At 77.8% G+C, this 12,342-nt stretch carries 9 protein-coding genes and 2 pseudogenes; 5 read left to right on the top strand and 6 right to left on the bottom strand.

Annotation, left to right across the window (positions count from 1 at the left end; translation table 11 throughout):
• Positions 1 to 11 precede the first annotated feature (11 nt).
• Positions 12 to 833 (top strand): histidinol-phosphatase, encoded by an 822-nt coding sequence (gene hisN, locus WAA21_RS13060; RefSeq protein ID WP_336923254.1) that lies wholly within the window; start codon positions 12 to 14, stop codon positions 831 to 833.
• Positions 834 to 1,021: 188 nt separating this feature from the next.
• The gene (locus WAA21_RS13055) at positions 1,022 to 1,690 is read left to right on the top strand and encodes a histone deacetylase (protein WP_336923253.1); all 669 of its coding nucleotides are present in this window, start codon (positions 1,022 to 1,024) and stop codon (positions 1,688 to 1,690) included.
• Here WAA21_RS13055 and WAA21_RS13050 read toward each other — a convergent pair.
• Positions 1,579 to 3,753, bottom strand: coding sequence for a GGDEF and EAL domain-containing protein (locus WAA21_RS13050; RefSeq protein WP_336923252.1), 2,175 nt, complete (start codon positions 3,751 to 3,753; stop codon positions 1,579 to 1,581). The two genes, WAA21_RS13055 and WAA21_RS13050, sit on opposite strands and share 112 nt — an antisense overlap.
• A gap of 190 nt (positions 3,754 to 3,943) precedes the next feature.
• On the opposite strand from WAA21_RS13050, the gene WAA21_RS13045 reads away from it, so the two are divergent.
• Both WAA21_RS13045 and WAA21_RS13040 read left to right on the top strand, forming a co-directional pair.
• Positions 3,944 to 5,215 (top strand): NAD(P)/FAD-dependent oxidoreductase, encoded by a 1,272-nt coding sequence (locus WAA21_RS13045; RefSeq protein WP_336923251.1) that lies wholly within the window; start codon positions 3,944 to 3,946, stop codon positions 5,213 to 5,215.
• A 123-nt stretch (positions 5,216 to 5,338) separates the two neighbouring features.
• Entirely contained in the window at positions 5,339 to 6,556 is a 1,218-nt protein-coding gene (locus tag WAA21_RS13040; RefSeq protein WP_336923250.1) for a C40 family peptidase, read from the top strand.
• Between the two features lie 9 nt (positions 6,557 to 6,565).
• Here WAA21_RS13040 and WAA21_RS13035 read toward each other — a convergent pair whose 3' ends face one another.
• The 3 genes and pseudogenes from WAA21_RS13035 to WAA21_RS13025 all read right to left on the bottom strand — a co-directional run.
• A complete protein-coding gene (locus WAA21_RS13035; protein WP_336923249.1) occupies positions 6,566 to 7,093 on the bottom strand; it encodes a hypothetical protein in 528 nt (175 codons plus the stop codon).
• Positions 7,094 to 7,118: 25 nt separating this feature from the next.
• On the bottom strand, positions 7,119 to 7,541 hold the full coding sequence (locus WAA21_RS13030) for an ATP-binding protein (RefSeq protein ID WP_336923248.1): 423 nt from the start codon (positions 7,539 to 7,541) through the stop codon (positions 7,119 to 7,121).
• A 366-nt stretch (positions 7,542 to 7,907) separates the two neighbouring features.
• Positions 7,908 to 8,861 (bottom strand): annotated as a pseudogene (locus WAA21_RS13025) (EamA family transporter); the annotation flags it as partial.
• 72 nt (positions 8,862 to 8,933) lie between these two features.
• Here WAA21_RS13025 and WAA21_RS13020 point away from each other — a divergent pair.
• Positions 8,934 to 9,917, top strand: a complete 984-nt coding sequence (locus WAA21_RS13020; protein ID WP_336923246.1) for a LysR family transcriptional regulator — start codon at positions 8,934 to 8,936, stop codon at positions 9,915 to 9,917.
• Here WAA21_RS13020 and WAA21_RS13015 read toward each other — a convergent pair.
• Both WAA21_RS13015 and WAA21_RS13010 read right to left on the bottom strand, forming a co-directional pair.
• The gene (locus WAA21_RS13015; protein ID WP_336923245.1) at positions 9,908 to 11,008 is read right to left on the bottom strand and encodes a peptidoglycan DD-metalloendopeptidase family protein; all 1,101 of its coding nucleotides are present in this window, start codon (positions 11,006 to 11,008) and stop codon (positions 9,908 to 9,910) included. The two genes, WAA21_RS13020 and WAA21_RS13015, sit on opposite strands and share 10 nt — an antisense overlap.
• Positions 11,009 to 11,206: 198 nt before the next feature.
• Positions 11,207 to 12,342, bottom strand: a pseudogene (locus tag WAA21_RS13010) (hypothetical protein); the annotation flags it as partial.

The following is a 12,342-nucleotide window of genomic DNA, read 5'->3' as shown; positions in this document are numbered from 1 at the left end:
GGGTCGCGACCATGACGAGCACCGCGAGCACGGACCGCCAGAAGGGCTGGGACGACGACCTGCGCCTCGCCCTGTCGCTCGCGGACCAGGTGGACGCGCTCACCATGCAGCGGTTCGGCGCCGCGGACCTGCAGGTGCGGACCAAGCCCGACCTCACCCCCGTCACGGAGGCCGACACCGACGCGGAGCGCGCGATGCGCTCCCTGCTGCAGCGCGCCCGCCCGCGCGACATGGTCGTCGGGGAGGAGCTCGAGCCGACCGGTCACGGCCGGCGCCAGTGGGTGCTCGACCCGATCGACGGCACGAAGAACTTCGTGCGGGGCGTGCCGGTGTGGGCGACGCTCATCGCGCTCGTCGACGACCGCACCCCGGTCGTCGGGGTCGTGTCCGCCCCGGCGTTGAGCCGGCGCTGGTGGGCCGCGAAGGGGCTCGGGGCCTTCACCGGTCGCAGCCTGTCCACCGCGCGCCCGCTGCGGGTCTCCGGCGTCGACCACCTGTCCGACGCGTCGCTGTCGTACTCGTCGCTGTCGGGCTGGGAGGGCCGCGGCATGCTGCCCGCCTTCCTCGAGCTGTCCCAGCGGTGCTGGCGCACCCGCGCGTACGGCGACTTCTGGTCGTACATGCTGCTCGCCGAGGGTGCGGTCGACGTCGCGTGCGAGCCCGAGCTCGCGCTGCACGACATGGCCGCGCTCGTGCCGGTCGTCACCGAGGCCGGTGGCCGCTTCACCTCCCTCGCCGGTGAGGACGGGCCGTGGGGCGGCGACGCCGTCGCGACGAACGGGCACCTGCACGGACCCGTGCTGGCGACGCTCGCGGGCGGGGCGGGCGGCTGAGGGCGCGCGGACCGGACGGGGACCGGGACCAGGACGCGCTCGGGCCCGCGGCGGGCTCCGCCGTCGCCCGGGCGGTCGCGGCCCCCGACGTCGAGGTCCTGCGTCCGGGGCCGTGGCGCCGCGCGGAGGGACACCGCGAGGCGGCCGAGGCGGCCGAGCCTGCCGAGACGCCGGGGCACGTCTGGTACGTGTCCTACGGCTCGAACCTGCTGCGCGGACGCTTCGAGCGGTACCTGCTGGGCGGGACCCTGCCCGGGCTCGACGTCGTGTACCCGGGCGGACCGGGCACGGCCCCGGCGGGGGCGGACCGCGCCGTCGTGCTGCCCGGCCGGCTCCGCCTCGCCGGCGACGCGCCCGCGTGGGGCGGCGGCGGGGTGTGCTTCTGGGACGAGGGTGCCCCGGGGCCGGGTGTGCTCGCGCGGGCGTGGCGGGTCACCCTCGGGCAGTACCTCGAGGTCGTCCACCTCGAGGGCAGCCGCGCCGCCGTGCCGCAGCGGCGGCGCGCGCCCTGGGACGACGCCGTCCTGCGCGACGGGTCCGCGACCGTGCTCGACGGCTGGTACGGCCGCCTCGTGCTCGCCGGGAGCCTCGAGGGCGAGCCTGCCCTCACCTTCACCTCGCCCGCGGCCGCCCGGCTGCCGGCGCGCCCGCCGTCGCCCCGCTACCGCGAGGTGGTCGTGGCGGGCCTCGTGGAGACCTTCGGCGCTCGGGCGCGCGGCGGTCTCGACGAGGGCGCGGCGGCGGCCTACGTCGACGCGTGCGCGAGCGGGTCGCCGACGGGGCCCTCGCCGCCCGCCGCACCACCCGGGACGACGGGGCCGGTGACCCAGCGGGGTGACGGCACGCCCAGGTGGTAGCCCTGCACCAGCTGCACCCCGACCTCGCGGAGCACCTCGAGGTCGGCGTCGTCCTCGACGCCCTCCGCGCACACCCGGGCGCCCACCGCCGCCGCGAGCTGCACGACGAGGCGGACGAGCTCCAGGCGCGCCTCGTCGGCGTGGCAGCCGTGCACGACGCCCCGGTCGACCTTGACGACGTCCGGTCGCACCGCGAGGACGCGACCGAGGTCGCCGGAGCCGGCCCCGAGGTCGTCCACCGCGATCCGCGCGCCGCGCTCGCGCAGCGCCTGCACCGCGCGCCGCTGCGTCGACCAGTCCCGGCCGACGTGCTCCTCGACGAGCTCGACGACGACGCCGTCGAGGTCGGCGGGCAGCCCGTCCCAGAACCGCCGGGACGCGACCGCGGCCGGTGACACGTTGACGAACAGGCTCGTGCCGGGCGGCCGGCCCGGCACCTGCAGCGCCAGCCGCACGAGGTGCGCCTCGACGAGGTCGCCCACACCGTCCTCGTGCGCGCCGAGGAGCGCGCCGGCCACGTCGGGCAGGCCGGGCAGGCGCGCGAGCGCCTCGTGCCCGATGACGCGGCCGTCGCGGGCGTCGACCACGGGCTGCAGCACCACCCGCGCCCCCTCCGCCCACCGCGGCAGCCCACCCGCGCGGACGGCGGCGGGGTCGGCGACGACACGGTCGCGGCCCCGGCGCTTCGCCTCGTACAGGGCGGCGTCGGCGGCCGCGACCGCCGCCCCCGGCTCGGTGCCGGGCAGCCAGGCGGCCACGCCCGCGGAGAACGTCTGCCCCTGCGGGGTCGTGCCCCGCAGCCGGTCCACCGCGAGCCGCCCCGCCTCGAGGTCGAGACCGGGCAGCAGCACGGCGAACTCCTCCCCGCCGTAGCGGGCGAGCATCGCGCGCTCGGGCAGGGCGTCCGACCACGCGCTGACCGCGGCCACGAGCAGCCGGTCCCCTGCCTGGTGGCCGTGGCGGTCGTTGTAGCGCTTGAAGCGGTCGAGGTCGAGCAGCCCGACGGCCAGCGGCTCGCGGTGCTCGGCCGCGTGCGCGCACGCGCGTGACAGCTCGTGGTCCCACGTCCGGCGGTTGGGTGCGCCGGTCAGCCCGTCCACCCGGGCCAGGGCCGACAGCTGCACGGCCTGGGCCCGTACCCGCTCGAGCATGCCGGCCATGCGGGCGAGCACGAGGCTCGACAGCACGACGACCCCGGCCGCGACGGGCCACCACGCGACCTCGCGGCCGAGGGCGGCCCCCGCCGCGAGGGTGAGGCCGGGCAGGGCGGAGGCGGCACCGAGCGCGACGAGGCGCAGGCGCGCGTCACCCTGACGGCCCGGCTGCCGCTCCGCGAGGTCGTGCAGGCCGCGGCTGCCGACGGCCACCGTGAGCATCGAGTAGGCGGCGAGCCACCCGACGTCGGTCCAGCGGCTCACGAAGTCGTCGCCGCGCAGGACCACGCCGGCGTTCCACGCGGCGTCGGCGCAGAAGGTGAGCACGAGCGAGCCCGCGAGCAGCCCGAAGGCGGGCGTGCGGGCACCGGGTGTCGTGAGCAGGCGGGCGAGGACCGCGAGCAGGAAGACGTCGAGCAGCGGGTACGCCGACGCGACGACCTTGCCGGCCGTCGACAGGTCGGCGTCGGCCGCGGCGGGCTGCACGAGGAAGGCGACGGTGGGGACCGCGACGCCCACCGCGACGACGACGGCGTCGAGGACCGCGGTCCGGTCGCGCGCGGTCGCCCGGACCCGCACCATGACCATCGCACCCGCGCCCAGCCCCACGTAGCCCAGCAGGTACAGCACGTCGGCGACGCCGGGGAACCACTGCGGACCGTCCGGCCCGTTCTCCCAGGTCCACACCAGGTCCCCCACGACCCAGGCCGTGTAGCCCGCGAGCAGCCAGCGCCACGCCCACGGCTGCTGCGGCGCCCGCCGCTCCAGCTGCCACCAGCCCAGCGCGACGGCGCCGCCGGACACGACCACGTAGAGGTCCACCCACCCCAGCGGGACCGGGCCGAGGACGGCGTACACGGCCAGCCCGAGGAGCAGGCAGACGGACGCGAGGGCCCCGGAGCGGGTCATCCTCACGTGATCGGCCGGACCTGCCGGTCGCAGGAGCCCGCCGCCCGCGCGACGTGTCGTCTCACCCTGACGGCGGACCCCCGGTCGGGGCACCCGGGCCGGTTCCGCGCCCGCTGTCCCGGTTCGTCCCCCGCCCTGCGCCGCCGTGGGGCCGGGTGCCGCGCGTCGCGGCCGTCGCTACGGTCGGGGCGTGCCCGCGCTGCTCCCCGCCGACGGCCGGCTGCTCGTCGTCGGCGCCGGCCTCGCCGCGCTCCGCCTCTGCCAGGAGGTGCGCCGGCTCGGCTTCGTCGGTGAGGTCGTCGTGCTGGGCCGCGAGCCGCACCGGCCCTACGACCGGCCGCCGCTGTCCAAGCATGTGCTGCTGCCCGGTCCGGGCGACGCGCCCGGGCCGTCGCCGGCGGGTTCCGTCTCGGACCTGGCCGCCGACGGCACCGGCCTCGACGACCTGGGCGTCGACGTGCGCACCGGCACCAGGGCCCTCGCCCTGGACCCGCTCGCCCGCCGCGTCACCACGACGACGGGCACGACGGGCACGACGGGCACGACGGGCACGGGCACGACGGGCGAGGAGCGCTACGACGCCCTCGTGGTGGCCAGCGGCGCGGAACCCGTGCTGCTGCGCGGCGACGGGCCGCAGCACGCGGTCCGGACGTGGGAGGACGCCGTCGCGCTGCGCGCCCGCCTCGTGCCCGGCGCCCGCGTCGTCGTGGTGGGGGCGGGCTGGATCGGCGCCGAGGTCGCGACCGCGGCCCTCGCCCACGGCGCGGACGTCACGTGCCTCGAGGCCGGCCCCGCCCCGGCGTGGGCCGCCGTCGGCGAGGCCGTCGCGAGGCGTGTGCTCACCCCGCTGTGGCGGGACGTCCGGCTGCGCACCGGCACCCGCGTGGACCGGGTCGTCGACGAGGGCGTCCTGCTCGCCGACGGCGCGCTCGTGCCGGCCGACGTCGTCGTCGTGGGGGTCGGGGTGCGTCCCACGGTGGGCTGGCTGCGGGGCAGCGGTGTCCCGCTCGGCGCGGGTGTGCTCGTGGACGAGCACCTGCGCAGCGGCGCGGACGGGGTGCTGGCCGTCGGCGACGCCGCCGAGCGGTGGTCCCCGCGCTGGCGGCGGCGGCTGCGGGCCGAGCACTGGGAGGAGGCCTCGACCGGGCCGGCCGTCGCGGCCCGGGTGCTGCTCGACGGGCCGGAGGGCACGCCCGCGCACGACCCGGTGCCCTACGTGTGGAGCGACCAGCACGGCGCGCGCGTGCAGCTGGTCGGGCTGCCGGCGGACGACGCCGGGGTCGTGTGGCGCGAGCACGTCGACGGCTCCCCCACCGCGACCTGGCTGTCGCGCGACGGGCGCCTGCTCGCCGTGCTCACCGTCGACCGGCCGCGCGAGGCCGCGCAGGCCCGGCGCGCGGTGGGCCGGGCGCCGGACCGCGCCACGCTCGCCGACCCGGCCACCCCGCTGCACCGAGCGTGAGCGAGCCGCGACGCGACGCTTCTCGCCTCCCGCGAGACCGTTCTGTTACCTTCTGACGACCCCCTCGGAGCCCGCGCCGTCGTCGCCGGGTCGCCCCCTCGACTGCTGCCGACCGACAGGACCATGCCCGTGCGCCTCGCCCCGCTGCCGCTCGCCGCCGCCCTGGCCGCCGCCGCCCTCTGCCTCGGTCTGGTCGCCGCGCCGGCCACGGCCTCGGACGTCGAGCAGGCCGAGGACCGCGTCGAGGAGCTGGGCCGTGAGGTCGCGGCGCTCACCGAGGACTACAACGAGCTGCGCGAGGAGGCGCGGTCCCAGCGGGAGCGGGCCGAGGCCGTCGGGGCCCAGGTCGCCGACCAGCAGGTCCGCATCGAGGACATGCAGGGCGAGCTGACCGGGCTGGCGGTCGAGGCGTTCAAGCGCGGGGGCGTCGACCCGCAGCTCGCGGTGCTGCTGCGCGGCGGCGCGGAGTGGGTCCACTCCTCCAGCACCCTCGCGCTGCTGGGCGAGCGCCGATCGGTCTCGCTGTCGGGGCTCCGCGAGGCGCAGGTCGAGCTGCAGGGCCTGCGACGCGACGAGGAGGCCGCGCTCGCGGCCGTGGAGCGGACCGAGCGCGACCTCGGTGAGAAGAAGGAGCGCATCGAGGGGCAGCTCGCGGCCGCGGAGGACGACCTGCGCGCCGCCCAGGAGGCCGCCGCCGAGCGGGAGCGCCGCCGGCAGGAGGCCATCCGCGCCGCCGCCGAGCGCCGCGCGGCGCAGGAGGCCGCGAGCCGGGCCCGCGCGGCCGACGCCGAGGCGGCGTCCGTCGCTGCGGCGTCCGGCGCGTCGGACGCTGCCGGCGGCTCGAGCGACTCCGGCGGGTCGAGCGGGTCCGGCGGGTCCGACGCCTCGGGCGGGTCGAACGACTCGGGCGGGTCCGGGGACTCCGGCGCGGCCGCGGCGGCCCCGGTGAGCGGGACGACTGTCAGCTGCGGCGGCCGCTCGGTGCAGGCCCCCGACGCGCGCACCGCGACCGTCATCTCCTTCGCGTGCTCGCAGATGGGCAAGCCGTACCTGTGGGGCGCGGGCGGCCCGAACGCCTACGACTGCAGCGGTCTCACCTCGCGGGCGTGGGCGCAGGTCGGCGTCTCGCTGCCGCACTCCTCGCGCATGCAGTACTCCGCGGGCCGGAAGGTGTCGCGCGGCGAGCTGCGTCCGGGCGACCTCGTGTACTTCTACTCCCCCATCAGCCACGTCGGCATCTACATCGGCGGCGGCGAGCTCGTGGCCGCGCCGTCGTCGGGTGACGTCGTCAAGATCCAGTCGATGTCGTACATGCCGTACGCGGGCGGCACGCGTCACTGAGGGAGCCGCTCAGACCTGCAGGGGACCGTCCCACGGCGTGGGCGGGTGGCCCTGCAGCTGTCGCTCGTACTCGCCGAGGAACCACTCGCCGAAGCGGCGGAGCAGCGGCGGGCGCGGCACCGTGAGCAGCCGGGCCTCCTCGCAGTAGCGGTCCGACTCCTCCATGAGCGCCCGCAGGCCGCGGACGGCCTCGAGCGAACCGGCCGGGACCTCCGACACCTGGTCGATGACCGACCGGCCCGCCGCGTGCGCGGCCTCGAGCTCCTCGTCACGACGACCGTGCGCCTGCGCGTAGCGGCCGCCCAGCACCTCGACGAGCTCGACGAGGCGTGCCGGGGCGTGCGCGGCGTCGATCTCGCCGGACAGCGCGAGCAGGCGGTACTCGCGCAGCAGGTCGTCGTGGTGCTCGCGGCTGGCCATCGCGAGGGCCACCGGCAGGTCGCGCAGCACGACGCGCACCGGCGGGCTCCCGTCCCCGTCGGGCACGTAGCGCCCCAGCGGCGTGCCGTCGTCGGGCGAGCGCTCCTCCTCACCCATCACGACGCGCCCACGCGCACGGCGGTCACGGACCGCCCATGACGTCGTCGAGCTCGAAGGTGTCCCAGGCGCTGCGGACCGTGGTGACAACAAACCACGTCACCTTTCCCCGCTCCGAGCCGTGCCAGCCGAAGTCGTCGGCCAGGCTCGACAGCAGGGTCATGCCGCGACCGGTGGAGGCGGTCGGGCTGTAGTGCCGTCGCAGCGGCATGACCTGCGAGCCGTCCTCGACCTCGACCCGCACCCCCTCGCCCTCGCGCCCCACCCGGACCTGCATCGTGGTGCCGGCGTGCAGCAGCGCGTTGGTGACCACCTCGGTGGTGAGCAGCTCCACCTGCTCCACGAGCGGCTCCAGGCCCCAGCCGTCGAGCAGGCCCGCCACCCAGCGCCTCGCCTCACGCGGCGAGGTCGCCTTCGGGGGCAGCACGAGCTCCCGGGTGTCGTTCACGGGCGCCCCGGCGTCGCGGGCCTCGGCGAGGTCATGCGTCCTGCTCCAGTCTGCGTGAGGGGCGGCGGCTCGCGCCGTCGGGCGGGGTGGGACCGACGGCGCCGGAGGACACCCTGCCCCAAACACCCCGGTCGCACACGTCAGCGACCATTCCGGGCGCGGTCGTCACCGGCTCGGCGGTACCGCCACCTCACCCGCTCCGGCCGTCGCCGGGGTCGGGTGGCCCCTCGGAGGGGACGTCGGGGGTGACGTCGGCGTCATCGGCGTCGGCGTCGGCGTCGTCGGCGTCGGCGTCGGCGTCGTCGGCGTCGGCGTCGGCGTCGGCGTCGTCGGCGTCGGCGTCGGCGTCGGCGTCGTCGGCGTCGGCGTCGGCGTCGGCGTCGTCGGCGTCGGCGTCGGCGTCGGCGTCGTCGGCGTCGGCGTCGGCGTCGGCGTCGTCGGCGTCGGCGTCGGAGGTGTCGTGCGACGCAGCCCGGCCCACAGCACGCCGCCCACGACCAGCGCGCCGCCGACGACCTCCAGCGGCGCGGGCCGCTCGCCGAGCACGAGCCACGCCGCGCTCGCCCCGACCACGGGCACGAGCAGCGAGAACGGTGCGACGACCCCCGCTGGGTGGCGCGCCATGAGCCACACCCACACCCCCGAGCCCACGACCGTGCCGAGCAGGACGGTGTAGCCGAGCCCGGCCCAGGCCCACGCGGCCACCGCGTCGCCGCCGAGGAGGGACGCCGCGATCCGGTCCGGCCCCTCCACGACGAGCGAGAGCGCGAGGGTGGGCAGCGGCGGGACCACGGCCATCCACAGCGTGAGGTGCAGCGGCCGGGGGGCCGCCGCGAGGCGGACCGACAGGTTGCCGAGCGCCCACCCCAGGCCGCCGAGCACGACGAGCAGGAACGGCCACGGCGGGCTGCCCTCGGCCCGCTCCACCCCGACGAGCGCGAGGCCGCCGACCGCGACGGCGAGGCCGACCACCGCCCGCGGCCGCACCCGCTCGCGCAGCAGGACCGCCCCGAGCAGCACGGTGAAGGGGGCCGAGGACTGCAGCACGAGGGAGGCGAGGCCGGCCGGGAAGCCCGCGGCCATGCCGAGGTAGAGGCCGACGAACTGCAGCGTGCCGAAGCCGAGGCCGTAGCCCAGCAGCCACCGCAGCGGCACGTCGGGCCGGGGCACGAGCAGGACGGTGGGGACCGCGAGGAGCGCGAAGCGGAGCGCGACGAGGAACAGGGGCGGGAACTGCTCGAGCGAGGCGTGGATGGCCACGAAGTTGACCCCCCACAGCGCGGCGACGAGGAGGGCGAGGGCGACGTGGCGGGCGGGCACGGCACCAGCGTCGGACCGGCGCACCGTTCAGGACAAGCGACAGTTCGTGGAACGACTGTGTAGGTTTCCTGCATGGAGCTGCGGCACCTCGAGCTGCTGCGCGACCTCGCCGCCCTCGGGTCGCTCACCCGGGTGGCGGCCGCCACCCACCGCACGCCCTCCGCGCTGTCGCAGCAGCTGCGGGTGGCGACCCGCGAGGCCGGGGTCCCCCTGGTCGAGCCCTTCGCACGGGGCCTGCGGCTGACCGCCGAGGGCCGGCTGCTCGCCGACGGCGCCGACGAGGTCCTCGCCGCCTCGGCGCGGCTGCGCGCACGGCTGGAGGCCGTGCGCGGGGAGCCCGCCGGACGGGTCGTCGTCGACACGCTGCCGAGCGCCGGCACGGTGCTGCTGCCCGCGCTCGTCCACCGGCTGAGGGGATCCGCCGTGGTGCTGGACCTCGACGACCACGACCTCGCGGAGGCGGACGTCGCCGCCCGCACCGTGCACGCCGACGTCGTCATCGGGCACAGCCCGACCACGGGTCCGCCGCAGGGCTCGGCCGGCCTGGCCGTCCGCGTGCTCGCGCACGAGCCGCTCGACGTCGCGCTCCCGGTCGACCACCCGCTGGCGGACCGGGCCTCGCTCGCGCCGTCGGACCTCGCGGGGACGCGCTGGGTGGGGGTGCCGCCGGGCTACCCCTTCGACACCATCCTGCTCGGGGTCGAGCAGCGCCTCGGGGCGCCGTTGGAGCGGGTGGTGCGCATCCGCGACAACCAGCTCGTCCGCGCGCTCGTCGCGGCCGGCACGGGGCTGGCCGTGCTGCCGCGCTTCAGCACCGCGCCCGGCGACGACGTGGTGCTCCGACCCCTCGTCGACGTGCACGCCTCGCGCAGCATCGTGGCGCTGTGCCGGCCGGACCGGCTGGAGCGCCTGGCCGTGCGCACGGTCGTGGCGCACCTCGTGGAGATCGGCGCCGCCGTCGACGCGGGACGCACGGGCGGGGCGGGTGCGGTCCGTGGCGCCGGTGGCGTCACGCCGCCGTCAGCGGCACCCCCCGGGGCCGACCGTCAGAGGTAGCCCATCGGGTTGACGGGCTCGCCGCCCTGGCGCACCTCGAAGTGCAGGTGGCAGCCGGTCGACAGGCCGGTGGTGCCGACGTAGCCGATGACCTGGCCCCGCTCGACCGAGCCGCCGCCCGTGGCGAAGCCCTGCAGGTGGGCGTAGGCGGTGCTGAGCCCGTCGCCGTGCTCGACCACGATGATGTTGCCGTAGCTGCCGTGCCAGCTCGCGGACGTCACGCTGCCGGAGCGGGCCGCGACGACCGGGGTCCCGCAGGACGCGCCGACGTCGATGCCCTTGTGGAAGCGGCGGTCGCCGTACACCGGGTGGGTCCGCCAGCCGAAGGGCGAGGTGATGGGGCCGCTCGCGGGCATGGCCATGCCGCCACCGCTCCCGGACACGTCGGACAGGGTGGCGGCGCCGGCCTGCTGGGCCTGCAGCTCCGCGTCGGCGGCGGCCCGCTCGTCACGCGCCCGGGAGGCGGCGAGCTCGGCCTGGCGCTGCTGCTCGGCGGCCACGCGCGCCCGATGCTCGCGCTCGGCGACCGCGAGGGCGTCCTTGGCCCCGTCGAGCTTCTTCTCGATGGCGGCGCGACGCTCGACGAGCTCGGCCTCGAGGGCCTCGACCTCGGCCAGCGAGGCCTGCTCCTCGGCGCGGAGCCGCTCGAGCTCGACCTGCGCCTCGCGCAGCGTGTCGAGCGAGGCGCCCTTGCGGCCGGCGACCACGCCGAGCTCGTCGGTGGAGCGGGCCATGTCGAGCGAGCCGGAGGCGAGCAGCTGCAGCTTGGGGTCGACCCCGCCCAGCTTGTAGGCCTCGACGGCCATGACCACGAGCTCGTCCTCGATGCGGGCGATGGTCCGGGCCTGCGCCGCGGCACGGGCCCCGGCGGACTCCGCGCGCGCCTCCTGCTCCGCGAGCCGGGCCTCGACCTCCTCGTACTCCGCGGCGGCCGCCTCGACCTCACGGCCGAGCTGCGCGACCTCCTCGCGCGCCTGCTGGACCTCCTCGCGCGAGTCCTGGACGGACGCGGACGCGGCGGTGGCCGGGACCAGGGCGACGGCGACGGCCGTGAGGACGGCCAGGGCGGTGCTGGGCAGGCGGACGTGCACGCGGTGATCCTTCGGGGCAGGTGGCAGGTCGTGGTGCGGGACCGGGGTGACGGCACCCGGGACAGGGGCACCCGGGTGGCCGGGGGGTCGTCGTGTCCCGGTCCTGTGTTTCGGAACGGTAACGACGATACTTGACGTCAAGAGGTGATGGCGACCGTCCGGGGTTTGTGTGGACAGTCGGGTGGGTATACGGGCCCCTCAGGCCGCGAGCCCGAAGAGCCGTCGCGCCGCGACGGCCCGGGTGCGTCGGACCGCGAGCACCGAGGCCGCGAGGGCCGCCAGACCCCACACGAGCAGCAGCACGACGGCCCCCGCCGCCCCTGGCGCGCCGAGCGCCGTGCGCTGCAGGGCCTCCGTCGCGGGCGCGAGCGGCGTCCACGCCACGACCGTGCGCAGCAGCCCGGGGGCCGTGCCGAGCAGCGCCGCGGGCAGGCTGAGCGCGAGCACCGCGACGAGGACGAGGCGCCCCACGCCGCCGGCCCACGCGACGAGCGCCTGCGAGACCGCGGTGAGCGACGCCGACACGACGAGGGCGGCGGCCCACAGGGCGAGCGCGGTGGGCACCGACGCGTCGACGAGCCACGCGAGGACGGCGGCGACCGTCGTGGCCTGGACGAGGGCGACCACGGCGCCGGGGGCGAAGGCGCGCGCCGCGAGCGCCACCGAGCCGAGGCGGCTGCTCACGGCCCGCCGCGGCACGGCGGGCAGGACGAGGAAGGTCGCGAGCGCACCGATGCCGAGCGCGAGCGCCGCGAGGTAGGCCACGGCCCGGTCGAGCACGGGGCCGGCGATGCCGTCGCCCTCCGTGGTGACGGTCTCGACGGGCCGGGCGACCACGTCTGCGAGCCGCGCGACCTGCCCCTCGTCGTAGTCCGGCACCTGGGCCGCGCCCTCGCGCAGGCCGCTCGCCAGCTCGTCGGTGCCGTCGGCGAGCTCCCCGGCGCCCTCGGCGAGCTGCGACGTGCCGTCGGCGAGCCGGCCGGCACCGTCCGCGGCGCCACCCGCGCCGTCGGCGAGCTGCGACGTGCCGTCGGCGAGCTCCCGCGCCCCGTCGGCCAGCTGCCCGGAACCGTCCGCGAGCGCGCGGGCGCCGGTCGCGGTCGCGCCGACGCCCTCGGCGAGCGCCGAGCTGCCGTCGGCGAGCTCGCGAGCCCCGTCGGCCAGCTGCCCGGAGCCGTCCGCGAGCGCCTGGGCGCCGGTCGCGGTCGCGCCGATGCCGTCGGTGAGCGCCGGCAGCCCGTCGGCGAGCCGGTCGTGGCCGTCGGCGACGCCGCGGGCGCCGGCCGCCAGCTCCTGCGTCCCGTCGGCGGCCGGGGCGCCGCCGTCGGACGCGT

The sequence above is a fragment of the Aquipuribacter sp. SD81 genome (genome assembly GCF_037153975.1).
GTDB lineage: Bacteria > Actinomycetota > Actinomycetes > Actinomycetales > JBBAYJ01 > Aquipuribacter.
The sequence above is the reverse complement of the archived record's forward strand: the minus strand, read 5'-3'. Positions and strand labels throughout refer to the sequence as shown.

Bases quoted from the DNA above. Each gene is read 5' to 3' on its own strand.
- WAA21_RS13050 (WP_336923252.1), bottom strand. From the start codon at position 3,753: ATGACCCGCTCCGGGGCCCTCGCGTCCGTCTGCCTGCTCCTCGGGCTG.
- WAA21_RS13035 (WP_336923249.1), bottom strand. From the start codon at position 7,093: ATGGGTGAGGAGGAGCGCTCGCCCGACGACGGCACGCCGCTGGGGCGC.
- WAA21_RS13040 (WP_336923250.1), top strand. From the start codon at position 5,339: ATGCCCGTGCGCCTCGCCCCGCTGCCGCTCGCCGCCGCCCTGGCCGCC.
- WAA21_RS13020 (WP_336923246.1), top strand. From the start codon at position 8,934: ATGGAGCTGCGGCACCTCGAGCTGCTGCGCGACCTCGCCGCCCTCGGG.
- hisN (WP_336923254.1), top strand. From the start codon at position 12: ATGACGAGCACCGCGAGCACGGACCGCCAGAAGGGCTGGGACGACGAC.